Annotated in this window: 26 protein-coding genes, 1 rRNA gene and 1 other annotated feature; of the genes, 1 reads left to right on the top strand and 26 read right to left on the bottom strand. The window is 54.7% G+C overall.

Translation table 11 applies throughout. The annotated features are described in order from the left end of the window. From PPOP_RS01960 to PPOP_RS01875, 18 genes are all read right to left on the bottom strand, one after another. On the bottom strand, positions 1 to 399 hold a 399-nt coding region (locus PPOP_RS01960), incomplete at its 3' end, for a class I SAM-dependent methyltransferase (RefSeq protein ID WP_006284334.1). A 195-nt stretch (positions 400 to 594) separates the two neighbouring features. Continuing rightward, positions 595 to 960, bottom strand: coding sequence for a 50S ribosomal protein L7/L12 (rplL, locus tag PPOP_RS01955; RefSeq protein ID WP_006284333.1), 366 nt, complete (start codon positions 958 to 960; stop codon positions 595 to 597). A gap of 69 nt (positions 961 to 1,029) precedes the next feature. Further along, entirely contained in the window at positions 1,030 to 1,533 is a 504-nt protein-coding gene (gene rplJ / locus PPOP_RS01950; protein WP_006284332.1) for a 50S ribosomal protein L10, read from the bottom strand. Positions 1,534 to 1,593: 60 nt separating this feature from the next. Continuing rightward, positions 1,594 to 1,758 (bottom strand) — a sequence feature (ribosomal protein L10 leader region). Between the two features lie 99 nt (positions 1,759 to 1,857). Further along, the gene (gene rplA / locus PPOP_RS01945; RefSeq protein WP_006284331.1) at positions 1,858 to 2,550 is read right to left on the bottom strand and encodes a 50S ribosomal protein L1; all 693 of its coding nucleotides are present in this window, start codon (positions 2,548 to 2,550) and stop codon (positions 1,858 to 1,860) included. 62 nt (positions 2,551 to 2,612) lie between these two features. Then, positions 2,613 to 3,038 (bottom strand): 50S ribosomal protein L11, encoded by a 426-nt coding sequence (gene rplK, locus PPOP_RS01940; protein ID WP_006284330.1) that lies wholly within the window; start codon positions 3,036 to 3,038, stop codon positions 2,613 to 2,615. Positions 3,039 to 3,115: 77 nt separating this feature from the next. Beyond that, positions 3,116 to 3,649, bottom strand: a complete 534-nt coding sequence (gene nusG / locus PPOP_RS01935) for a transcription termination/antitermination protein NusG (RefSeq protein WP_006284329.1) — start codon at positions 3,647 to 3,649, stop codon at positions 3,116 to 3,118. Positions 3,650 to 3,672: 23 nt separating this feature from the next. Beyond that, positions 3,673 to 3,864, bottom strand: a complete 192-nt coding sequence (secE, locus tag PPOP_RS01930) for a preprotein translocase subunit SecE (protein ID WP_042227039.1) — start codon at positions 3,862 to 3,864, stop codon at positions 3,673 to 3,675. Positions 3,865 to 3,902: 38 nt separating this feature from the next. Next, complete coding sequence (gene rpmG / locus PPOP_RS01925) at positions 3,903 to 4,052, bottom strand: 50S ribosomal protein L33 (RefSeq protein WP_042227034.1); 150 nt, start codon at positions 4,050 to 4,052, stop codon at positions 3,903 to 3,905. A gap of 468 nt (positions 4,053 to 4,520) precedes the next feature. After that, positions 4,521 to 5,174 (bottom strand): RNA polymerase sporulation sigma factor SigH, encoded by a 654-nt coding sequence (sigH, locus tag PPOP_RS01920; protein WP_006284327.1) that lies wholly within the window; start codon positions 5,172 to 5,174, stop codon positions 4,521 to 4,523. 135 nt (positions 5,175 to 5,309) lie between these two features. Continuing rightward, positions 5,310 to 5,849, bottom strand: coding sequence for an NYN domain-containing protein (locus PPOP_RS01915; RefSeq protein WP_042227033.1), 540 nt, complete (start codon positions 5,847 to 5,849; stop codon positions 5,310 to 5,312). A gap of 2 nt (positions 5,850 to 5,851) precedes the next feature. Continuing rightward, the gene (rlmB, locus tag PPOP_RS01910; RefSeq protein WP_006284325.1) at positions 5,852 to 6,589 is read right to left on the bottom strand and encodes a 23S rRNA (guanosine(2251)-2'-O)-methyltransferase RlmB; all 738 of its coding nucleotides are present in this window, start codon (positions 6,587 to 6,589) and stop codon (positions 5,852 to 5,854) included. A gap of 102 nt (positions 6,590 to 6,691) precedes the next feature. Continuing rightward, positions 6,692 to 7,234: a Mini-ribonuclease 3 gene (locus PPOP_RS01905; protein WP_006284324.1), complete on the bottom strand. Its 543-nt coding sequence runs from the start codon at positions 7,232 to 7,234 to the stop codon at positions 6,692 to 6,694. An 11-nt stretch (positions 7,235 to 7,245) separates the two neighbouring features. Beyond that, positions 7,246 to 8,670 (bottom strand): cysteine--tRNA ligase, encoded by a 1,425-nt coding sequence (gene cysS / locus PPOP_RS01900; protein WP_006284323.1) that lies wholly within the window; start codon positions 8,668 to 8,670, stop codon positions 7,246 to 7,248. Between the two features lie 36 nt (positions 8,671 to 8,706). After that, positions 8,707 to 9,396, bottom strand: coding sequence for a serine O-acetyltransferase (cysE, locus tag PPOP_RS01895; RefSeq protein WP_006284322.1), 690 nt, complete (start codon positions 9,394 to 9,396; stop codon positions 8,707 to 8,709). 599 nt (positions 9,397 to 9,995) lie between these two features. Continuing rightward, the gene (gene gltX / locus PPOP_RS01890; protein WP_006284321.1) at positions 9,996 to 11,450 is read right to left on the bottom strand and encodes a glutamate--tRNA ligase; all 1,455 of its coding nucleotides are present in this window, start codon (positions 11,448 to 11,450) and stop codon (positions 9,996 to 9,998) included. Positions 11,451 to 11,494: 44 nt separating this feature from the next. Then, positions 11,495 to 11,983 carry a 2-C-methyl-D-erythritol 2,4-cyclodiphosphate synthase gene (ispF, locus tag PPOP_RS01885; protein ID WP_006284320.1) on the bottom strand — a complete coding sequence of 163 codons (489 nt, stop codon included), beginning with the start codon at positions 11,981 to 11,983 and terminating at the stop codon, positions 11,495 to 11,497. A gap of 33 nt (positions 11,984 to 12,016) precedes the next feature. Next, positions 12,017 to 12,730 (bottom strand): 2-C-methyl-D-erythritol 4-phosphate cytidylyltransferase, encoded by a 714-nt coding sequence (gene ispD, locus PPOP_RS01880; protein ID WP_006284319.1) that lies wholly within the window; start codon positions 12,728 to 12,730, stop codon positions 12,017 to 12,019. Between the two features lie 42 nt (positions 12,731 to 12,772). After that, on the bottom strand, positions 12,773 to 13,864 hold the full coding sequence (locus PPOP_RS01875) for a PIN/TRAM domain-containing protein (protein ID WP_006284318.1): 1,092 nt from the start codon (positions 13,862 to 13,864) through the stop codon (positions 12,773 to 12,775). A gap of 202 nt (positions 13,865 to 14,066) precedes the next feature. Here PPOP_RS01875 and PPOP_RS01870 point away from each other — a divergent pair, with 202 nt between their 5' ends. Next, entirely contained in the window at positions 14,067 to 14,462 is a 396-nt protein-coding gene (locus PPOP_RS01870) for a nucleoside triphosphate pyrophosphohydrolase family protein (protein ID WP_042227028.1), read from the top strand. Between the two features lie 117 nt (positions 14,463 to 14,579). On the opposite strand, the gene pssA is transcribed toward PPOP_RS01870, so the two are convergent. The 8 genes from pssA to rrf form a co-directional block, all read right to left on the bottom strand. Beyond that, positions 14,580 to 15,308 (bottom strand): CDP-diacylglycerol--serine O-phosphatidyltransferase, encoded by a 729-nt coding sequence (gene pssA / locus PPOP_RS01865; protein ID WP_006284316.1) that lies wholly within the window; start codon positions 15,306 to 15,308, stop codon positions 14,580 to 14,582. A 54-nt stretch (positions 15,309 to 15,362) separates the two neighbouring features. Then, positions 15,363 to 16,436 (bottom strand): DNA integrity scanning diadenylate cyclase DisA, encoded by a 1,074-nt coding sequence (gene disA / locus PPOP_RS01860; RefSeq protein WP_006284315.1) that lies wholly within the window; start codon positions 16,434 to 16,436, stop codon positions 15,363 to 15,365. Between the two features lie 16 nt (positions 16,437 to 16,452). Then, positions 16,453 to 17,820, bottom strand: coding sequence for a DNA repair protein RadA (radA, locus tag PPOP_RS01855; protein ID WP_042227026.1), 1,368 nt, complete (start codon positions 17,818 to 17,820; stop codon positions 16,453 to 16,455). Positions 17,821 to 18,063: 243 nt separating this feature from the next. Next, positions 18,064 to 20,502, bottom strand: coding sequence for an ATP-dependent protease ATP-binding subunit ClpC (gene clpC / locus PPOP_RS01850; protein ID WP_006284313.1), 2,439 nt, complete (start codon positions 20,500 to 20,502; stop codon positions 18,064 to 18,066). A gap of 2 nt (positions 20,503 to 20,504) precedes the next feature. Beyond that, positions 20,505 to 21,590: a protein-arginine kinase McsB gene (locus tag PPOP_RS01845; protein WP_006284312.1), complete on the bottom strand. Its 1,086-nt coding sequence runs from the start codon at positions 21,588 to 21,590 to the stop codon at positions 20,505 to 20,507. Between the two features lie 59 nt (positions 21,591 to 21,649). Next, complete coding sequence (locus PPOP_RS01840; RefSeq protein WP_006284311.1) at positions 21,650 to 22,213, bottom strand: protein-arginine kinase activator protein McsA; 564 nt, start codon at positions 22,211 to 22,213, stop codon at positions 21,650 to 21,652. 97 nt (positions 22,214 to 22,310) lie between these two features. Continuing rightward, positions 22,311 to 22,775, bottom strand: coding sequence for a CtsR family transcriptional regulator (locus PPOP_RS01835; RefSeq protein ID WP_006284310.1), 465 nt, complete (start codon positions 22,773 to 22,775; stop codon positions 22,311 to 22,313). Positions 22,776 to 23,284: 509 nt separating this feature from the next. Continuing rightward, positions 23,285 to 23,401, bottom strand: a 5S ribosomal RNA gene (rrf, locus tag PPOP_RS01830). Positions 23,402 to 23,404: the final 3 nt, after the last annotated feature.

The following is a 23,404-nucleotide window of genomic DNA, read 5'->3' as shown; positions in this document are numbered from 1 at the left end:
CGGCGGGTTCGTCAAAATGATGTCAAAAGTCGACGAGCCGATACCGGCCAATCCGTCGCTCTTCCGCACCGTTACATTGGATATGCCGTTGCGCTTCGCATTTTCCCGGGCCAGGTCCAACGCCCGTTCATTCACATCGACCATCGTCACATGTCCTTGCGGGGAGAGCTTGGCCGCCGCTAGCCCGATAGGTCCATACCCGCAGCCGACGTCAAGCACCTGCGCGCCGTCCGGAATGTCCATATTCTCAATCAGCACGCGGCTTCCGAAATCTACTTCGCCCTTCGAGAACACACCGGCATCCGACACAAACTGCAACGCATGCCCGCGCAGCTCCGCCTTCCAATATTGCCGATCATGCGGTGTATCGGGCCGATGACTGTAATAATGTCCCGTCAACTCCCATCCTCCTTCCTCTACGTTCAAAGTGCTGCTGTTCATTGGCTAAGATGCGCTACATCTGTGATGCTCTATCCCAATCCTCTGTCCTGCGCCCGAATGAGGCGGCAAGGACGGGCGCATCGTGACGTCGTATCCTAGACAACGAACCCCTTGAATGTTCTTCAAGGGGTTCCGCACTTCAGCAAGCAAATCCTATTTCAGTTCTACCGTTGCGCCAGCTTCTTCGAGCTTCGCTTTTACTGCTTCTGCTTCTTCTTTGCTTACCTTTTCTTTGATTGGTTTTGGTGCGTTGTCTACGAGTTCTTTCGCCTGTTTCAGGCCAAGATCTGTGATATCTTTAACAACTTTGATGACGTTGACTTTGCCAGCGCCTGGGCTCGTCAGGATGACGTCGAATTCAGTCTGCTCAGCCGCACCAGCATCGCCAGCACCGCCAGCCATAACTGCTACAGGAGCTGCGGCTGTTACGCCGAATTCTTCTTCGATTGCTTTAACCAGGTCGTTCAGTTCTAATACGGACATGCCTTTAATGGATTCTAAGATTTGCTCTTTGCTCATGGTTAAACCTCCATATTCATAGTAAGTTATCGTAAAAATGTTCACGTCCCCATATGGGCGCGGTGTATCTTACGCTTCTGCTTCTTGCTTCTCTCCGACCGCTTTGACGGCGAGTGCGAAGTTGCGCATAGGCGCCTGAAGCACGCTGAGCAACATGGACAGCAAGCCTTCGCGGGAAGGTAGCTCGGCCAGTGCCTTAATTTGAGCGACCTCGACAACACGGCCTTCGACCACACCACCTTTGATCTCAAGCGCATCATTTTTCTTCGCAAAATCGTTCAAAATCTTCGCAGGAGCTACTGCGTCTTCCGGGCTGAAAGCGATAGCCGTCGGTCCGGACAATACTTGATCCAGCTCGGTCAATTCTGCTTCCGCTGTCGCACGACGAACCATCGTGTTCTTCAACACTTGGAACTCAATGCCCGCTTCACGAAGCTGCTTGCGAAGCTCAGTCACTTGAGACACATTCAAACCGCGAAAGTCGGTTACAACCGTCGTTGCGCTGCCACGCAGTTTCTCTGCGATTGCTTTCACTTCTTGTTGTTTCGCTTCGATAACTTTTGCGTTTGCCACTCGATCCACCTCCTACAAGTTCTTATCTAACCGCATCCTGGACGATTATGTTCTACCTACACGAGCATAAGAAAAGCCTCCGCAGCAATCTACAGAGGCATCGCGAATGCGGTGACGCCTGTTCATGCATGTTCCCATGCGCCACCGCATCTTCTATTTCGAACACCTCGGTAGGAGATTAAGCCAAATGGCACCTACTGTCTATGGTACGATTATTCATTTTCAAAATTCACGCAAATCTCACAACCTCTTTATAATACCATAGCCGGCCAACTTGTGTCAACCTTAACTATAGCAGACGAAGAATGCGAGATGCTGCCGAACTTAGCGATAGTTCGCTGTATTCACGCGTACCGCAGGTCCCATCGTAGAAGATACCGCGATGTTCTTCATGTATACGCCCTTGGATGCTGCCGGCTTCGCACGGTTCAGCGCGTCGATGAGTGCTTTCAGGTTCTCGTTCAACTGTTCAGCACTGAAGGACGCTTTGCCGATAGGCGCATGAATTTGGCCTGCTCGGTCCAGACGGTACTCGATTTTACCCGCTTTGATCTCTTGGATCGCTTTGGCAACGTCGAATGTAACTGTCCCGGCTTTCGGGTTAGGCATCAGGCCTTTACCGCCGAGGATACGGCCCAATTTACCTACTTCGCTCATCATGTCCGGTGTTGCCACGCAGACATCGAAGTCGAACCAGCCTTGCTGGATTTTGTTGATCATGTCTTGATCGCCTACAAAATCAGCGCCAGCCGCTTCCGCTTCTTTCGCTTTTTCGCCTTTTGCAAAGACGAGAACGCGCTTCGTCTTGCCTGTTCCGTGAGGAAGCACGACTACCCCACGCACGTTTTGGTCCTGTTTGCGCGGGTCAACACCCAGGCGCACAGCAACTTCGATCGTTTCGTCAAATTTAGCCGTAGCTGACTTTTTCACCAATTCAATGGCTTCCGTCGGCTCGTAAGTTGCATCTCTATCGATCAACTTCGCAGCCTCTTCATACTTCTTGCCACGTTTTGCCATGATTTTGTTCCTCCTTCGTGGTAATAGCGGTTGAACCTCCCACATCTGTCATGCAGACCCGATTAGTCCTCGATGATGATACCCATGCTGCGAGCTGTGCCTTCAACCATGCGCATAGCCGATTCTACGGATGCCGCATTCAGGTCTGGCATTTTTTGCTCAGCAATTTGGCGAATGGTATCGCGTTTCACTGTAGCCACTTTGTTTTTGTTTGGCTCGCCGGAACCTTTTTCGATCTTGGAAGCCACTTTCAGCAACACTGCTGCTGGAGGCGTCTTCGTGATGAACGTGAAGGAGCGATCCTCGAATACTGTGATTTCAACAGGAATGATAAGGCCTGCTTGATCGGCAGTCTTCGCGTTGAATTCCTTACAGAACGCCATGATATTCACGCCTGCTTGACCCAGTGCTGGACCAACCGGCGGCGCAGGATTCGCTTTCCCTGCAGGAATCTGCAATTTTACCACTTTGATGACCTTTTTTGCCATTGTCGTGCACCTCCTTGCGCTAATATGCGAGTTCGGAGCAAGCTCCTCCTCACAACAGAAAACCTGTCAAAGATGTATTAAATCTTCTCCACCTGATGGTAATCCAGTTCAAGCGGGGTTTCCCTTCCAAACATGTTAACATGGACCTTCAACTTCGCTTTATCGAGGAGGATCTCTTCAACCGTGCCGACAAAGTTAGCGAAAGGCCCTACCTTAATGCGCACCGATTCCTTCAATTCGAAATCGACCTTCGGCTTCGGCTCTTCCATTCCCATCTGCCGCAAAATCTGTTCAACCTCTTCCGGCATCAGAGGAATCGGCTTGGAGCCGGATCCTGTGGAACCGACGAACCCAGTGACGCCCGGCGTATTGCGGACAACATACCAGGATTCATCCGTCTGGATCATCTCAACCAAAACATAGCCAGGGTAAACCTTGCGCATGACGGTTTTTTTCTTGCCGTCTTTGTTTACCAATTCTTCTTCCATCGGAACAAGAACCCGGAATATCTTGTCTTCCATTCCCATGGATTCGACGCGCTTTTCCAGATTGGCTTTCACTTTGTTCTCATACCCGGAATAGGTATGAACAACGTACCATCTCTTTTCCATAACCAAGCCACCTTGGGACTTTATTAAATAATCGCTTCGACGATCGCGGAAATGCCGATGTCAAGGACCCAAAAATAAAGCGTCATAAAGACAACCGCCCCCAATACGACCAGCGTATAGCTTGTCAGCTCTTTACGATTGGGCCAGCGAACTTTTTTTAATTCGCCCCAGCTGTCGGCAAAGAAGGAAAACAATGAACTGAAAGGTTGCTTCAGTTTCCCGAAGAAAGCCACGGACTACACCTCCATCAGACTTATCTCGTTTCGCGATGAGAAGTATGCTCGTTGCAGAACTTGCAAAATTTCTTCAACTCAATGCGGTCTGGGTGATTGCGCTTGTTCTTTGTCGACGTGTAGTTGCGTTGCTTGCAGCTCGTGCAAGCCATCGTAATAATTACCCGCATGTAGTACACCTCCTAAAGATACCTTATTGTGATAAGAAGCGTCGAAATTATAGTCTAACGAATACGGATACGCCCTACTGCCCGATGACAGGGAGCTTCCGTTCCCGCAAGCTGAATAAGCCAAGCTTACTCAGTAATACGTACGCATATTTAGGCCTACCTAAAACACTTTATCACAAGGGTCAATTGAAGTCAATGAAAAGATAGCGCTACTGTGGGGTTCGCAAGGCTTCCTAGCTATGCCTTAAAACAGCTGCTTGCCGGTAAATCCGCTCTCTCGAAGTCGACTATTATTCATTATTGTGGAATCTGTACAAATCTAAACGTACGACGGCGAGGCAATCGACAGACATGCGATAGGGGCGTTCAGCAGAAGGGGCAGATTAGGGTAAAAAAGAAAGCGTCGGCCTTCTCCTCCTCTTAGAGGAGGTTCAACACGGATTCTGACGCATTCCACGGACACTTCTTCTACTCTTCTCCGTCCCGCAGTTCCAGATAGCGCTCCAGCTTGCGCTTGACGCGCTGGAGGGCGTTGTCTATCGACTTGACATGGCGATCCAGATCAACGGCAATCTCCTGATAGGATCGTCCATCCAAATACAACATCAGCACTCTGCGCTCTAGATCGCTTAAAATCTCGGCCATCTTGTCTTCCAGTCCGACGAATTCTTCCTGATTGATAATCAGCTCTTCGGGATCCGACACGCGGGAACCTCCGATAATGTCAAGAAGCGTCCGGTCCGAATCCTCATCATAGATTGGCTTGTCCAAGGATACATAGGAGTTCAATGGAATGTGCTTCTGGCGCGTTGCCGTCTTGATTGCGGTAATGATCTGCCTCGTAATGCACAGTTCGGCAAACGCCTTGAATGAAGCCAACTTGTCACCCTTGAAATCGCGGATTGACTTATATAATCCAATCATCCCTTCTTGTACGATATCCTCGCGATCGGCTCCTATCAAGAAATAAGAGCGTGCCTTCGCACGTACGAAATTACGGTACTTATTAATTAAATACTCTAGCGCTTCGCTGTCTCCCTCACGAACTGCGTCGACGAGAAGTTCATCCGACAACCGTTCGTACGAACAAGGGGTGCTCAATGCTCTGAGGTCAACACTCACTAGCAATCCCTCCGGCCTGCAACGCAATTCACCGTTACATCACACATAATAGATTCAGTATATATGAATCTATCTCGCACCGTCAACCAAGGAAGCCTTATCCGACGCGGAATTCCAGTTATTCGACAAATCATCCTAATTTTCTTCCCCACGGCGTATCCGTTCGAGCTTCAGCAACTGGTCGAGGCTGAGCTTCCCTTCCAGTGGATTGCGCTTCACCGGTTGCAAGGCATGTTCGCGAATCCGGCTCTCCACCTCCCGCCTCGATTGCTCTACAATAAGCCGAAGCTCGCGGGCCGATATACGCAGCGCGCCAAAGCCGAGGACGACGCGCTGCTCGGTCATATCCGAAGTGGCTACATAGATCCGGCGTCGGCGATGGGAGAGCTCCTTGACGAGACGCTCGATGCATTCGTCCGCCGTTTCCTTCTCCTTTGTGAAGCAGACTTCGATCTTGCCCTGCGTGTAGGTTGCTCCCAGACCGGAGACACGATAGGCGTCAAAGACGGCGATGACCCGACGGTCGGAATACGCCTGATAATCCGCCAGGTTATCCAGCAGGCAGTCGCGCGCATCCTCGAGCCTCCGGTCGGCCAACTGCTTCAGCTCGTGCCAGGCGCCGATCATATTGTAGCCATCGACCAACAGCACGTCGCGCCAATCTTGCTGCCGCATTCTCAGCCGCAACGCCGGCGCACAACCTCATACATGAATATCCCGGCGGCGACCGACGCATTTAACGAATTGATCTGTCCGGCCATCGGAAGCTTCAGCAGCGCATCGCAGGTCTGCTTGACGAGGCGGCCCATACCCTTGCTCTCGTTCCCGATGACCAGCGCAAGCGGCATCGTGAACAGGTCCGTCTCATACAGGTCCTGGGTCGCGGACACATCCGTTCCGACGAGCCAGATGCCCCGCTCCTTCAACTGCTCCATCGTCTGCGCCAGATTTGTTACCCGCGCGACCGGCACATACTCTACGGCGCCGGCGGATGTTTTGGATACAGTGGCGGTCAACCCGACCGAACGCCGCTTCGGAATGATGACGCCATGCACTCCCGTGCAGTCTGCCGTCCGCAGAATCGATCCGAGATTATGCGGATCCTCGATCTCGTCGAGGATCAGGAGGAACGGCATCTCCCCCTGCGCTTCCGCCCGGTCGAGTATATCGTTCACCTCTACGTAGCCGTGAGCGGCTACCTGGGCGACGACCCCTTGATGCTGCACGCCCTCCGCCATCTGATCGAGCTTCCGCTTGTCTGCGGTCTGAACGATGACGCCCGCCTTCTTCGCTTCGGCGATAATCGGCTGCGTCAGATGCTTCTGCGCGTTGTCCGCTATCCATATTTTATGAATGGTACGGCCGGAGCGGAGCGCCTCGGTGACCGAGTGCTTCCCGGCAATGTATTCTTCCATATCTATGCTGCCTCCTGTAATGTTGCTTCCTCTTGCCGTTCAATCGGCTTATCCCGGCTAGTCCCGGTCGGCTTGGGCGGATGATACCCGCCTCCGGAACGGTCAATCCCGCTTCCCAGGCACATCCGTCTGTCCCTGCGCTTCCCCCTCTTCCGGCGCCTGCACGACAATCTCAGCCAATTGCCGAATGCGGTCGCTGCGGCCGCTGAAGTACAAGTAGCCGAACAGCGCCTCCAGCGCCGTCGCCTGGCGGTACTCATTCACATTGGCACTCTTCGGCACCGCAGACTTGGCATTGCGCCCCTGGCGGACAATGTCCGCCTCCTCCGTCGTCAGCAGCGGCACCAGGCGCGCAAGCGCACGCGCCTGCGACTTGGCCGACACGTAGCGTGTCGCCTGACGGTGCAGTACCTGCGGGCGATGATTCGGCATCGAGATGAGATACTGCCGGATCGCCATCTCGTAGACCGCATCGCCCATATACGCCAGCACGATCGGCGGCAGCAGCTTCGGCTCCTTCGCCGGCGGGTAAGGGAACAGCCACGTTTCCCCCGCCTTGGCGCCTCCCGGGCATACGACATCAATTCCCCGTTCCTTATTGTCATTCATCACGTCTGTCGCTCCGTCCAACGCATCCGAATGCACCCGCGGCTCCCTCATTTGTGGCGCCAACGGATGCCTTGCGGCGTATCTTCCAGGATGATGCCCTGGGCGGTCAGCATATCGCGAATCTCATCGGCGCGCGCCCAGTTCTTCGCCTGGCGCGCGTCCGTACGCTCCTGTATCAGGCGATCGATCTCCCCGTCAAGCAAGTCCTCTTCCTCTTCCTCCTGCTCCGGAACGAACCCGAGCACATTGTTCATCGCCTCAAACGCATCGAGCAGCGCTTGCAGATTTTCCTTCTGCCGCTCGTCCTGGCTTCCCTGCTGCATCGTGCTGTTCGCCAGGTTAACCCAATCGAACATGGCCGTAACCGCATCGGCCGTATTGAAGTCATCCTGCATCTTCGCGTCGAACGTATCGAGGATATCAGCCAGCTTCTGCTGCAAGGCTTTGTCCGGCCCCTGGTTCGCCGTGTCCTCCGCCGACTTGAGCAGATGGCGGAGATTCTGGACCGCATTGACGATCCGGCCCGCGCTCCTCCCGGCCTGCACCATCGCTTCCTCGCTGAAATTGAGCGGATTTCGGTAATGGGTGGCGAGTATGAAGTAGCGGATCGCCTCCATCTTGTACCGGACGCGGAGTTCCTTGACAATCACACCGTTACCGAGCGATTTCGACATTTTTTCGTTGTTGATATGAATGTACCCGTTATGCATCCAAATATTCGCGAGCGGCTTGCCGGTCAGTGATTCGGATTGCGCCACTTCACACTCGTGATGCGGGAACTGCAAATCCTGGCCTCCGCCGTGAATATCAAGCGTATCGCCCAAAAATTTACGTGCCATGGCGGAGCATTCGATATGCCAGCCCGGACGCCCCTCGCCCCACGGGCTCGGCCATGAGATCTCCCCCGGCTTCGCCGCCTTCCAGAGCACGAAGTCTTCCGGATTTTCCTTCCGCTCGTCAACCTCGACCCGGATGCCGTGCTGCAGCTCCTCCAGGTTCTGATGAGACAGCTTGCCGTAGTCTTTGAACCGATTCGTGCGGAAATAGACATCCTTGCCGGATTCATAGGCATAGCCTTCCTCCACTAGATTGGCGATGAAAGTGATAATTTCCTCGATATGATCGAGCACGCGCGGATTGTGCGTCGCGCGGCGGACGCCGAGGCCGTCGATATCCTCGTAGAATGCCTGGATGAACCGTTCCGCGACGACAGGCACGGGCTCGCCCAGCTCGATCGACTTGCGGATGAGGCGATCATCCACGTCGGTGAAGTTTACGACGTAGTTCACCTCATAGCCGATCTGTTCCAGATAGCGCCGCACCACATCAAATACGATCTGGGGGCGGGCATTTCCGATATGAATATAATCGTACACGGTCGGGCCGCACACATACATGTTCACCTTATCCGGATGCACCGGAACGAACGTTTCCTTGCAGCGCGTTATCGTGTTGTAAATCCGAAGCGTCATGTTGAGTTAACCTCCCTGTTCATGTGCCCCTTCGGGCTATTGTCGTTGCGCAAGCTCCGTGGCGCCCTCACGAAGGGCTGCTGTCTCCTGCTTGTGTTGTTCCAGCTCCGCGCGCAGCGCATCGATCTCCTGCTGCATCCCGCGCAGCATGTCGATGACCGGATCTGGTAACTCGGCATGGTTGAGCCGATCGACGCGGACGCCGTCCTGCTTCACAATCCGTCCCGGGATGCCGACGACCGTACAGTTGGCCGGCACCTCCCGCAGGACGACGGAGTTGGCCCCGATATTCGAGTTATCGCCGACCTTGAACGAACCGAGCACCTTGGCCCCGGAGGCGAGAACGACGTTGTTGCCGATCGTTGGGTGGCGCTTGCCTTTCTCCTTGCCGGTACCGCCAAGCGTGACGCCTTGATAGATAACAACATCGTTCCCGATCTCGCATGTCTCGCCGATAACGACGCCCATGCCGTGGTCAATGAACAGCCGTTTCCCGATGCGGGCGCCGGGATGAATCTCGATCCCCGTAAAGAAGCGACTCACCTGGGAGATGATGCGAGCGATCGTGAACCAGCGGTGCTTATAGAACCAGTGCGCCACCAGATGAGCCCAGATCGCATGCAGGCCGGAATACGTAAAAATCACCTCAAATCGTCTGCGTGCCGCTGGGTCGTTCTCGAATACGGCCCGGATGTCAGATTGCATTCTTCGGTAGAGGCGTCGCATGCCCCGTCCCCCTCTTCTCAGTCGGCTTGATTCGTTGCCAATGCAGTGGTCGGACGCCCCGGTAAATTGCTGCACTTTTGTTGGCTTACTACGTCCAAGGGAAGAGGCTCAGAGCCCCCCTTTGTCCCCTTATACAAAGAACGCCTCCGCAGCCGGTATCGGCTGCAGAGGCGCAAGGCGCGGTTCCACTCTGCATAGATAGCGATAAGGCCACGCAGCCCCCTTAACAGGATACGCTGCGCGGACGGATATCGCTATCCATCTTCACTGTCCAGTAACGCGAACAACCCGCCGCCCCCTACCCGTGCCGATGCACGCTCAAGGACGGAGCTTCCGGGCGCAACGCGTCAGCCTGGAACCGGAACGATTTGCAGCCTGCAGGGCCTTAGCTGTCCGCCGCGCCCTCTGGTCGTTCTCTCTGTACGGTTCGGTATTGCTGACGCTCTCCCGTTCAACGCCTTTCATTTGAATGATTCGAATCCTGCCGTCAATATATAGATCAGATCATGATCTATTCCGTCTATCCTGATACTTCTCAGTATATCGGATTCGTCCGCCGGCTGACAATAAGAAGCTGGCCCCTGGGAGGCGGCCTGCAGTTACGCTCCTTGGCGGAGACGGCTCAGTACGGTCTCTTTGCCGAGCAGCACGATCGTCTCGTTCAGATCCCGGCCGTGCATCTGGCCGGACACGGCGACGCGCACCGGCATGAACAACCCTTTGCCCTTGATGCCAGTCTCCTTCTGCACTTCCTTCAGCGCCGCCTTGACCGTGTCGGCGTCCCACGCCTCCGCCGCTTCGAGCTTGGTGTGCATTGCCTGCAGCACAGCCGGAACCTGCGGCTCCTCGAGGACGGCCTTCGCCTCTTCCTCTATTGTCAGCTCTTCGCGGAAGAACATCTCCGACAGCGCGACGATGTCCGCAGCGCAAGTCATCTGCTCCTGGTACAGCTTCACGAGCGCCTTCGCCCAAGCCTGCTGCTCTTCGCTCAGCGTATCCGGCAAGCGTCCCGCCTTCTGCAAGTGCGGGATGGCAAGCGCCGCAATCCGCTCCACATCCGCCTGCTTCATGTATACGTTATTCAAGTGAGCCAATTTATTCGTATCGAATACGGCCGGACTCTTCGAAAGCCTGTTCGCATCGAAGATCCGAATCAGCTCATCGCGCGAGAAAATCTCCTCTTCCCCTTCCGGCGACCAGCCAAGCAGTGCGATGAAGTTCAGCATCGCTTCCGGCAAATAGCCGAGCTGCTCGTACTGCTCCATGAACTGGATAATCGACTCGTCCCGCTTGCTCAGCTTCTTCCGGTTCTCGTTCACGATGAGCGTCATATGCCCGAATACCGGCGCTTCCCAGCCGAACGCTTCGTAGATCATCAATTGGCGCAGCGTATTGGTGATATGATCCTCGCCGCGCAGCACATGCGAGATGCGCATCCAATAATCATCGAGCACGACCGCGAAGTTGTAGGTCGGAATGCCGTCCTTCTTCACGATGACCCAGTCACCGGTCGTCTCGGAATCGAATGCAATCTCGCCCTTGACAAGATCGTGGAACGTATAAGAGCGCTGCTCCGGCACTTTGAAGCGGATGCTCGGCTGGCGGCCTTCCGCTTCCAGGCGCACCCGGTCTTCTGCCGTCAGATGGCGGCAGGTGCCCGCATACTTCGGCGTCTCCCCTCGCGCCATCTGCGCTTCCCGCTCCGCCCCCAGCTCCTGCTCCGTGCAGTAGCAGCGGTAGGCGAGACCGCGCTCCAGCAGCTCGTTCACATGCTTATTATAAATATCGAGACGCTCGGTCTGACGGTAGGGACCGTATTCGCCGCCGACATCAACGCTCTCATCCCAATCCATGCCGAGCCATTTCATATACTTGAACTGATTCTCTTCGCCACCTTCCACATTGCGCTTCACGTCCGTATCCTCGATGCGAACGATAAAGTGCCCGCCGTGATGGCGTGCGAATAAATAATTGAATAATGCCGTGCGCGCATTGCCGATATGCAGATGTCCTGTCGGACTTGGCGCATACCGGACACGAATGTCGTTGCTCATTCGAATTCCCCTCCGAACACATTGCCTAGTCTTGATCTATCTCATTATGATATCATATCGCCGCGAAATAAGCACACTACCGCTTGTGCCGCAATGCCTTCCCCCCGGCCCGTGAAGCCAAGCTGTTCGGTCGTCGTCGCCTTGACGTTGATCTGCGACGCGTCCGCTTCCAGGAGACGCGCCAGATTGGCGGCCATCTCCGGCACATACGGCAGCATCTTCGGTTTCTCCGCGATAATCGTGCAGTCGAGGTTGCCGAGCCGGTAGCCCCGCTCCTTGGCCAGCGCCCATACCTTCTGTAGCAGCACGCTGCTGTCCGCGTCCTTGTAAGCTTCGTCCGTATCCGGGAAGTGCTTGCCGATATCGCCCAGCCCGAGCGCCCCGAGCACTGCGTCGCTGACCGTATGCAGCAGCACATCCGCATCGGAGTGCCCCAGCAGCCCCAAGTCATGCGGAATGCACACGCCTCCGATAATGCAGGGGCGGCCTTCTACCAATTGATGCACGTCGAAGCCTTGTCCTACTCGTATCATGTTCTGCCTCTCCCTTCGTCATTTCATCCGTTATTACCGCTTTCCCCTTGGCGTTGCCTCACGGCGGGCGAGCCACCAGGACGCCCACTCCAGATCATCGGGCGTCGTCAGCTTCACATTCGTGTATTCCCCTTCCACGATGCGGACCTGCATCCCGGCCCGCTCCATCAGCATCGCATCGTCAGTGCCGATGAATCCGTCAGCGGCGGCCTGTTCATGCGCCGCCATCACGTCGACAAGACGAAAAGCTTGTGGGGTCTGAATCGCCCACAAGCTGCGTCGGTCCGGCGTCGCCGTGATGACGCCTCCGTTCACCTGCTTAATCGTATCCTTTACCGGAACGGCCAGGACGGCCGCCCCATGCTCTCTGGCAGCCCGGAAGCATACCTCTATGCTCCCCGTCTCCACGAACGGCCGCACGCCGTCGTGAATCAGCACGTAGTCCAGACCTAGCTCCCGAACCGCCTGGAGTCCGGTGTACACGGAATGCTGCCGCTCTGTGCCGCCGGGGACGATGACACGGATCTTATCCAAACCGTACTCCTCCTGCCAAGCGGCACAGCGGGCCGTATCCTCTGGGGAGGCGACCCAGACGATGGCATCGCATGCCTGCACCGTCTGGAACCGCTCCAGCGTATGGATAATAACCGGCTTGCCCTCAAGCGGCAAATATTGCTTGCTCTCTGCGGCACCCATACGCGATCCTCTGCCAGCCGCCACGATAACCACTCCAAAGCCCTGTTCCACCCCAGTCAACCTCCATGATCGTGCTCTTCCTATCATACCTGCTTATTGGGCTTTTTCCAACAGCTTCGGCTTGGCAAAAATCATGCGTCCGGCCGACGTCTGCAGCACGCTCGTCACGAGCACCTCCATCGTCATACCAATATATTCGCGCCCGCCTTCGACGACGATCATCGTGCCGTCATCCAGGTAAGCGACGCCTTGGCCATGCTCCTTGCCGTCCTTAATGACCTGGACGACAATTTCCTCGCCCGGCAGGACAACCGGCTTGACCGCATTGGCCAGGTCGTTGATGTTCAGGACCGACACGCCCTGCAGCTCACATACTTTGTTCAGGTTGAAGTCGTTTGTGACCACTTTGCCTTTCAAGACTTTGGCCAGCTTCACCAGTTTGCTGTCGACTTCGGATATCTCCTCGAAGTCCCCTTCGTAGATTAGCACCTTCACTTCCAGCTCTTTTTGGATCTTATTCAAAATATCTAAGCCTCTCCGGCCGCGGTTCCGCTTCAGCAAGTCCGATGAATCGGCAATATGCTGCAGTTCCTCCAGCACGAATTCCGGGATAACGATCGTCCCTTCAATGAATCCTGTCTTGCAGATGTCGGCGATGCGCCCGTCAATAATGACGCTCGTGTCCAATATTTTATGCTCTTCGACGCGCAGTTCTTCTTCCTCTGTCACCGGGTCGCTTAGCCATGGCAGAGCGGCGATCCATTCCGCCAAATCCTGCTGCTTCATTAGCGCAATCTGCACGCCCGCGCTGGCGAACAACACCAGTAGAACGGCCGAGAGCATCAGCCCGACGCTTCCGAATTCACGCAGCAGCGGCATCAGCAGCGCCGCGAAGCAGATTCCGGCAAAGGCGCCCGCTGTGCTCGTTATCAAGGTTCCTGTGGACACGAGCGCGATGCGCTCCCTCCATTCATTCCAGCTTTTTGCCAACGGCATAAAAAGTACACGACTGAGTACAAATAAGCAAAAGGCCCCGCCCAACGCCCATGCGAGCCGGCTAGCAGATAGTCCCGGATTCGCCAATCCCGTGAATCCTATAGTCTGGGCGTGCCAATAGCCATGGAGCTCCCAACCGGTCCAGGCGCCAAAAATGCACGCCATTCCGGTAAAACAACGTTTGAACATTTGCGCCCACCTCCTCACTTTCAGTTGATTTCCTTACAATTATGACCCAAGCTCCTAGCTCCTAATCGTTTATTTCCATATTTTCCTGCTTGCCCAAGTTGAAAAATGGGTTTTCAGAGACGTATAATGGACATGAAACCGTGTTGTGAGCGATTTATGAGGACTTCGCGCCGCATCATATCAAGAATAGAGGTGGATGGAAATGAGTACTCCCAATTTGCAAGCGCTCCAAGCGCAAGTAGCCGAACTTGTACTGCGACACCGGAGCCTGTTGGACATTCTGTCCAAGTACGGCCAGTCCGACGCCTCGGTTACCCGTGCCGTGACGAAGGCAATCACTGAATGCGGGTGCCTGGAACTTCACGCCAAGCGGCAGCCATACAGGGCAGGGATGGACGTGGAGGAAGCTCGCCAGTCCCTCGAAAGCCATGTACACGGCCATCTATGCGAAAATTGCAAAGATATCGTGGCGCACGAGCTGGGTAAGCATTTGTTCTACATGTCGGCAATGTGCAACCTCCTCGACATTAACCTTGACGATGTCGTGAAGCAGGAATCCAGCCGGTGCAATACGCTTGGTATCTTTAACTTGTCTTGAAGAAGCAGTTGCAGGCGCGGCTGCTTTTTGTATCCGGGATACGCCAAAAACCCTCTCCGTCGATGGAGAGGGTTTCTTCCGTATAAAATCATGAACGATAGCAAGTGCAGGATACCATTACGAATGCTTCGAGCGGACCCATTCTTCTGAATCGCGCTTTTTGCCACGACGCCGGTACAGCATCCTAACGTTTTTTTTTAAGCCGAGCAGAGCGTACAGGACCAGCGGCACAAAAATGAGCTTCGGCGTCTGCTCCGGCTTCCAGAGCACGATGCCGACGGCTGCCGCGATAACAAAAGGGGTCAGCCAGAGCGCTTTTTTGGAAATGCCGACCTTCTTGAAATTCGGGTATTTCACAGTGCTAACCATTAAGTACGATAATAAAAGCATGGCGATGATGAGATACGGTGCTGGAATACTTTCATGGAACAGTGCTAGGGTACAGGCTACGCCGCCTGCGGCCGGAATCGGCAGGCCGATGAAATAGCCCGGAATGCCTGCCTTCACGTTGAAGCGGGCCAGCCGGAGCGCCCCGCAAATCGGGAAGATGGCTGTCACTACCCAGCCCAACGCCGGGTTCATATCGCTAAAAGCTACTACGTACATAATAAATGCCGGCGCCACACCGAAGGAAATCACATCGGACAAGGAATCAAGCTCTTTGCCGAATTCGCTTTGCGCGTTCAGGGCCCGGGCCACGCGGCCGTCGAGACCGTCCAGCAGCATGGCAATGATAATCATGAGAGCAGCTAAATCATAATTATTATGAAACGCAAGCATGATGGCAATGATTCCGAGAAACAGGTTACCGACGGTAAACAAGCTCGGAATGGACTTTGTAATCATAGGTTCACCTCTAATTTTACTATGCCCAACGTTCATTTTTTCATTGTAAGAAAATCAAATTTGCCTGTCAATGAACACCTGCTCCTGAATGCGCTTGAGCCCTTCCTTGATGGCGCGTGCACGCACTTCACCAATTCCGTCCACGTCATCCAGTTCTTCAATCGTAGCCATCATGACATGAGGCAAGTATTGGAACGTATCCACTAGATTCTGTATGATGACGTTCGGCAAGCGAGGAATCTTACTCAACACTCGGTAACCGCGCGGTGATACGGATTCATCCTGGATTGCGCTTGTCGTCGGGTAACCGAGCAGCCGGATCAGATGATGCGCATCCAGCAGCTCGTCTGCAGTGCTCTTCTTCAGTTGAACGAGAATCTCACGGACTCTGTCATCTCCGTTGTCGCGGGCGTAATCCTTAAGCAAGAGCCACGCGTCCTCCTCCGTGTTGCTGACCAGCTCTTCCAACTGCATGCTGATGAGACGGCCTTCCGTTCCCAGTTCGTTGATGTATCGCTTTATCTCCATTTTAATACGTAATACCATCTCGATCCGTTGCAACACATTAACGACATCGTACAGCGTCACTTGCTCCTCGAATTCGGAAGCGGTCAAGTTCGTCATTCCCTGAACAAGCACAGCTCTATATTTATCCAAGGTTTGAATCGCCTGATTCGCCTTCGTCAGGATGACGCCAATCTCCTTCAGCGCATAACGGAGGCTGCCTTGGTACAAGGTGATGATATTGCGGCGCTGGGAGATCGATACGACCAGCTTGCCCGTCTGCTTCGCAACCCGCTCCGCCGTGCGATGGCGAATCCCAGTCTCCGTTGAAGGGATGGAGGAATCCGGGATCAGTTGCGTGTTCGCGTACAGGATGCGCTTCACATCCTCGCTCAAAATGATCGCGCCGTCCATCTTGGCCAATTCATACAAATAGCTCGGAGAGAAATCGCTGTTGATGGAAAACCCGCCATCGACGACCTCCATCACTTCCGGGCTGTATCCGACGACGATAAGCGCGCCTGTCTTCGCCCGGAGCACGTTCTCCAGTCCTTCGCGGAACGGAGTGCCCGGCGCCACCATGCGCAATAGATCGTTCATAATATCCTGCTGACTGTCCTTCATTCTATATCTAGGCCCCCTAACCTAACGCTACGGTCAATGCTTCCACTACCGTATTTACGCCCACTATCTCAATATGTCCAGAAGGGGTCCATCCCCGCAGGCTCTTCTCTGGCAAAATAATTCGCTTGAAGCCGAGCTTCTCCGCTTCCTTCACGCGCTGCTCCGCACGGGGCACCGCGCGCACTTCCCCTGTCAGTCCCACTTCGCCGAAGACGACGTCATACGCCTGGGTCGGCAAATCGCGGAAGCTCGACGCCAGGGCGACCGCAATCGCGAGATCGACCGCTGGCTCATCCAGCTTCAGTCCGCCGGCCACATTCACATAGGCGTCCTGGTTCTGGAGGAACATGCCCATCCGCTTCTCCAGCACGGCAATGATGAGCGACAGACGCTGATGATCGATTCCCGTCGACATTCTTCGCGGCGAAGGGAAGTTCGTCGCCGACACGAGCGCCTGCATCTCGACAAGCACCGGACGCGTCCCCTCCAGGCTGGCGACGACCGTCGAGCCGGAGACGCCGAGCGGGCGTTCCAGAAGGAACATCTCCGACGGATTCTTCACTTCCGTCAAGCCGCATTCCGTCATCTCGAAGATGCCGATCTCGTTCGTGGAACCGAAGCGGTTCTTCACGGCCCGGAGGATGCGGTACGAATGATGGCGCTCGCCTTCAAAATAGAGCACACAATCCACCATATGCTCCAGCATGCGTGGGCCGGCAATGGCTCCTTCCTTCGTCACATGGCCGACCAGGACGGTCGCGATGCCCCTTCCCTTTGCAATGCGAATGCACACGCTTGTGCATTCGCGAACTTGGGCTACGCTGCCGGGAGCTGATTCGACCGACGGATGATATACCGTCTGGATCGAGTCGATGACGAGAAAATCCGGGCTCATGGCCTCGATCGCCTCTTCAATATACTGCAAGTTCGTCTCACTCAGGACGAACAGATGCTCGGACAGAACCCCGAGCCGGTCAGCGCGCAGCTTCGTCTGGCGCGTCGATTCCTCCCCGGACACGTACAGAACCTTCAAGCCGCTGACTGCCAGCGCATTGGACGCCTGCAGCAGCAGCGTCGATTTGCCGATGCCCGGGTCACCGCCCACAAGGATGAGCGAGCCTGGCACCACGCCGCCGCCGAGCACGCGGTTCAATTCGTCAATCGTCGTGGACAGGCGTGCTTCCTGTTTACATTCTATTTGTATGATCGATTGCGGTTTTTCTTTCGTTTGAATGAGGGAAGTGTGGACACCCGCCGTCTTGACCACCGTCTCCCGCTCCTCCACCATCGTGTTCCATTCGCCGCAGCCCGGGCATTTACCCATCCACTTCGGCGATTCATATCCGCAATCCGTACAGAAAAACCTGGTTTTTACTTTGGCCATATCAGCCGACACTCCTAATGACTCATCATTGTATAGGTTGCCACTCTATATTAGGTTTATCGGCATAACACGATACAAAAATAAAGGGTGACAATTTTTTACTGGCTTTTGCTGAAGATTGTACATTCTCTTTAAGTTTACCATTTTTAAATAGAGGGTGAAAGGACTTTCGTATTTCATGAAAAAAAAGCGCATCTCCTCCCGGAGGAGAGATGCGCTCGGATGGATGTATCCTGTAAAATGTCAGGCCTTGGTCGGTGAATTGCGCAACACGACCAGGTTGCCGTCCTGTTCGTCAATCGTGACGGAATCGCCCTTCTCGATCTCGCCCTTAAGCAATTCCTCGGACAAGCGATCTTCGATATGCTTCTGAATCGCCCGACGGAGCGGACGCGCTCCATAGGCCGGATCATAACCTTCCTTGGCGAGGAACGCCTTGGCCGCATCGGTCAATTGGAAATCGACATCCTGCTCCTTCAGCCGCTTGCGCAACTCCTCGGCCATCAGCGTTACGATCTCGGCAATATGCTTCTCTTCCAGCGAGTGGAAGACGATAGTCTCATCAATCCGGTTCAGGAACTCCGGACGGAAGCTCTTCTTCAATTCCGCCATCACTTTGTCTTTCATATTGTTGTAGTCGCGCTCATTGTTGTCCGAGGAGGTGAACCCCAGCGTCGTATTGCGCTTGATCGCCTCTGCGCCGACATTCGAGGTCAAAATGATAAGCGTGTTGCGGAAGTCGACGACCCGTCCCTTGGAATCGGTCAGGCGCCCATCCTCCAGCACCTGCAACAGGATGTTGAATACTTCCGGATGAGCCTTCTCAACCTCATCGAGCAGCACGACGGAGTATGGCTTACGGCGTACCTTCTCGGTTAGCTGGCCGCCCTCCTCATAGCCGACATATCCCGGAGGCGCGCCGACCAAGCGGGCGGTCGAATGCTTCTCCATGTACTCGGACATGTCGATGCGGATGACCGCATTCTCGTCGCCGAAGAGCGATTCTGCCAGCGCGCGGGCCAACTCCGTCTTCCCAACCCCGGTCGGGCCGAGGAAGATGAACGAGCCCATCGGGCGCTTCGGATCCTTCAGGCCTGCGCGCGCCCGGCGAATCGCCCGGCTGACCGCCTTAACCGCTTCGTCCTGACCAATGACGCGCTCATGCAGAACCTCTTCCATATTGAGAAGACGCTGCGTTTCTTCTTCCTTTAGTTTGACGACCGGGACGCCGGTCCAACTGGAGACGATCTGGGCAATATCTTCCGGCGTTACCTCGGAATCCATGCGGCCCTGCTTCTCCTTCCACTGGTTCCGCACCGAATCCAACTCCTCGCGCATCTTCTGCTCCGTATCGCGAAGCGCGGCCGCCTTCTCGAATTCCTGGCTCTGCACGGAAGCGTCCTTCTCCTTGCGGATGTCTTCCAGACGAGCTTCCAGTTCCTTCAGATTTGGCGGTACCGTGTAGGAGTTCAAACGTACTTTGGACCCTGCTTCGTCAATAAGATCGATTGCTTTGTCCGGCAGGAAGCGATCCGTAATATAGCGGTCGGACAGCTTCACGGCCTGATCAATCGCTTCATCGCTAATTTTCACGCGGTGATGCGCTTCATAGCGATCCCGCAGCCCTTTCAAAATCTGAATCGTCTCTTCAATCGTCGGCTGATCGACCGTAATCGGTTGGAAGCGGCGTTCCAGTGCGGCATCCTTCTCGATATATTTGCGGTACTCATCCAGCGTCGTCGCTCCGATGCATTGGAGCTCGCCCCGGGCCAGAGCCGGCTTCAAAATGTTGGACGCATCGATAGCGCCTTCCGCTCCGCCCGCGCCGATCAGCGTATGCAGCTCGTCGATGAACAGGATGATATTGCCCGCCTGGCGGATCTCATCCATAATTTTTTTCAACCGATCCTCGAATTCGCCACGGTACTTCGTGCCGGCCACGACCGACCCCATATCGAGCGTCATGACGCGCTTGTCGCGTAGCGTCTCCGGAATCTCGTTGTTGATAATCTTCTGAGCCAGCCCTTCCGCTACCGCAGTCTTCCCAACGCCCGGCTCCCCGATAAGGACCGGATTGTTCTTCGTCCGGCGGCTCAGCACCTGGATGACGCGCTCAATTTCCTTGGTACGGCCGATGACCGGGTCGAGATTGCCTTCCTTGGCGGTAGCCGTCAGGTCACGCGCCAGTCCATCCAGCGTCGGAGTGCTCACATTCTGGGATTGCCCGTTATGGCTGGATACCGCTTCGGTGCTGCCAAGCAACTGGAGCACCTGTTGGCGTGCCTTATTCAGGCTGATGCCGAGGTTGTTCAGCACGCGGGCTGCTACGCCTTCGCCTTCCCGAATCAGGCCCAGCAAAATATGTTCCGTACCCACATAGGTATGACCCAGCTTACGGGCTTCGTCCATGGACAGCTCAATCACTTTTTTGGCACGCGGGGTGTAAGCAATATTGGTCGGCTGCTCCTGCCCGCGGCCGATCAAGGATTCCACTTCGTCCTGAATCTTCTCCAGGCCGAGGCCGAGAGCTACAAGTGCCTTGGCGGCAATGCCTTCACCTTCCCGGATCAGCCCAAGCAAAATATGCTCGGTTCCGATATTATTATGTCCGAGACGCACGGCTTCTTCCTGAGCCAATGCCAAAACTTTCTGGGCACGCTCCGTAAATCTTCCGAACATCATATTCAAGCACCTCCATTGTTCGTTTTCGATTTGCTTAATTTGTCGCGTATCAATCTAGCCCGATACATGTCGCGTTCTTCCGTAGACAATGACTTCTTGTATCTATGCTGAAGGAAGCCTGGCTGTGTCATCACGATCAGCTCATTGAAGTCGGAAGGAGCGAGGTGATTCAAAATATTCAGATCCGAACCAAGCCGGATATCCGACAGCCGTTGGGCCGCTTCTTTGGAATCCATAATCGCCGCATGCTTCAATATTCCATAGGAACGGCAGATGCGATCCGTCAGGCGCATGCGATTGTTCTCCAACAACTGGTCGCGCGCCGCCTTCTCATGCTCGATGATTTGCTTCACGACGCTGTACAGGCTGTCGATAATCTCGGCTTCCGATTGGCCAAGCGTAATCTGGTTCGACACCTGAAATAGATTCCCTATCGCCTCGCTGCCTTCGCCGTAGATGCCGCGCACCGCCAGTCCCACCTGGTTGACCGCCTGCAGAATGCGATTGATCTGCTTTGTCATGACGAGGGCCGGCAAATGCATCATGACGGAGGCCCGGATTCCTGTGCCCACATTGGTCGGGCAACTGGTCAAGTATCCCCGCAACTCATCGAACGCGTAGTCGACATGCGCCTCGAACACGTCGTCGATGCGGCTGGCCTGCTGCCACGCTTCCCGAATCTGCAATCCAGGGTACAAGCATTGAATACGCAGATGGTCTTCCTCATTCAACATAATGCTGATCGATTCATCCTCGCTCAGAATGACTGCCCCGTTCCGCGATGCATCTACGAGGGTCGGCGAGATCAAGTGCTTCTCGACCAGCACCTGCTTCTCCAGATCAGTTAGTTCCGCCAGGTTCCATCGATGGAAAGACGTATGGAAGCCCGACATCTCCGGCTGCTCGATGACCGCGGCCAACTGGTTCAGCACTTCGGCCGATTGCTGGTTCGTCGCAAGCAGCGGGAACGGCGCACCGCACAGGTTGCGCGCTACGCGGATGCGGCTGCTGATGACGATCTCGAAGTCCGGTCCCGTTCCGCGCATCCAGTCGCTTATCGCATACTCCATGAATTGGCGTTGAGCCATTTCGTCATCTCCTTTCACCTTGCCGATCATTCATCGTTGTCATTACATCGTTCAGGGGGTTACCCATGCTGAGCGGACGAGTCACGGCCCCCTTCGCTCCCTTCCTTCTCTAACTGCCGAATACGGTCGCGAAGCTGCGCTGCCCGTTCGAATTCTTCCTGCGCAATACTCTTCTGAAGCTCGAACTTCAGCTCATCCAGCTCGCGCTTGCGTTGAATGCGCCCGCCGCCGCGCAACGGAATTTTGCCGGTATGAACCGTATTGCCGTGGACACGCTTGAGCAGCGGATCGAGTCGGCTGCCGAAGAAGGAATAGCATTCGTCACACCCGAACCGGCCCAGCTTCCCGAACTGGGAGTAGGTCAGCCCGCATTTCTCGCAGCGCATCGCCTGCGGCTTCTGCGATCCGCAGGCGCCGCTTCCCTTGGCCGCTCCGCCTGACAAATCGAAGTCCAACAGTCCTGACAGCAAATTATGGATGGAGAAGCCGTTAGCCGTGCCCGGTATCCATTCGCCTTTCTCACGAGCACATGATTCACAGATGTGGAATTCCGTCTTCTGACCGTTAATAATTTTCGTAAAGTGCAGAGTAGCCGGCTTCTGACCGCATTGTTGACACATCATGGCTATTCTCCTCCTTATCCTGGTGGATTCACATATTGTAAAGGGATCGGCAGTACGATGGGCCCTGCTTCCCCCGATTACATTAAGGCGGCATACCTTATTGTTTGCTTAACAGCCCGATCAGCATGGCCCGTAGGAGTCGGGCACGGATCTCGTCCCGGTAGGGCAGCTTCACCGCCAGATTGTCGCGTGATACGGCTGCTCGGAGCAGTATCGCTTCCCGCCGGGAAATGACGTTCGCTTCTTCCAGTTGATAAATGAGCCCTTCCGCTGTCTCTTGCCCGATCCTATTCCCGATCGATTCGCATAGATGGGTATGAATCGCCCGCTGATCCGGAAACTCAATCCGCTGGATGCGGATATAACCGCCGCCACCGCGCTTGCTCTCCACAACATACCCCTTCTCCAAGGTGAAACGAGTGCTGATCACATAGTTAATCTGGGAAGGAACACAGGAGAACTGCTCTGCGAGATCGTTACGCTGAATCTCCACGGCGCCTTCTAGACTATCGATCAACATGATTTTCAAATGCTGCTCAATCAAATCGGAAATATTGCGCATCTTCTGCCCTCCTTTGCGTTCATTTTCCACTATATTAGATTTAACCATTTTTGACTGTTACTTATTCGGGGATGACAAAAACAATGGGTTTTTGTCAAATTAAGTCTGACTTTGACTTTCTTTGACCTTTACTTTATAGTAGCACTTTTTTCTTGCGTTATCAAGCAGCTTCTTCATACGCTTGGTCCTTATTTATTCTAACAAAAGTTGGCCTAGAATAAACTTAGACTTCAAAAGAATTAAGGGAAGCCGGGGAGTGAGGAGCAATGCCGCTGCCGGGACGCGATGAACGGTGGAGTAGGTATGAAATGACTCATGATGAAGATGATGCATGCTGCAGCTCACTGTGGCAGCCGAAGGTGAGGCAATGAGTTAATAAGTACCTTGCGGCCTTAGGGGGATGTAGAATAAGAGGGGAAATGCGAGTTAGGTCTTTTAAATGGCATCAAAAATTGGATTTTTGAATGGGAACAGAAAAAACCACCGACGAAAGTCAGTGGTCTCTGTCTGCTTGGCAGCGTCCTACTCTCCCAGAACCCTGCGGTCCAAGTACCATCGGCGCTGGAGGGCTTAACGGTCGTGTTCGGGATGGGTACGCGTGGAACCCCTCCGCCATCGCCACCAAACAG

This window comes from Paenibacillus popilliae ATCC 14706 (genome assembly GCF_000315235.1).
Lineage (GTDB): Bacteria > Bacillota > Bacilli > Paenibacillales > Paenibacillaceae > Paenibacillus_B > Paenibacillus_B popilliae.
The sequence above is the reverse complement of the archived record's forward strand: the minus strand, read 5'-3'. Positions and strand labels throughout refer to the sequence as shown.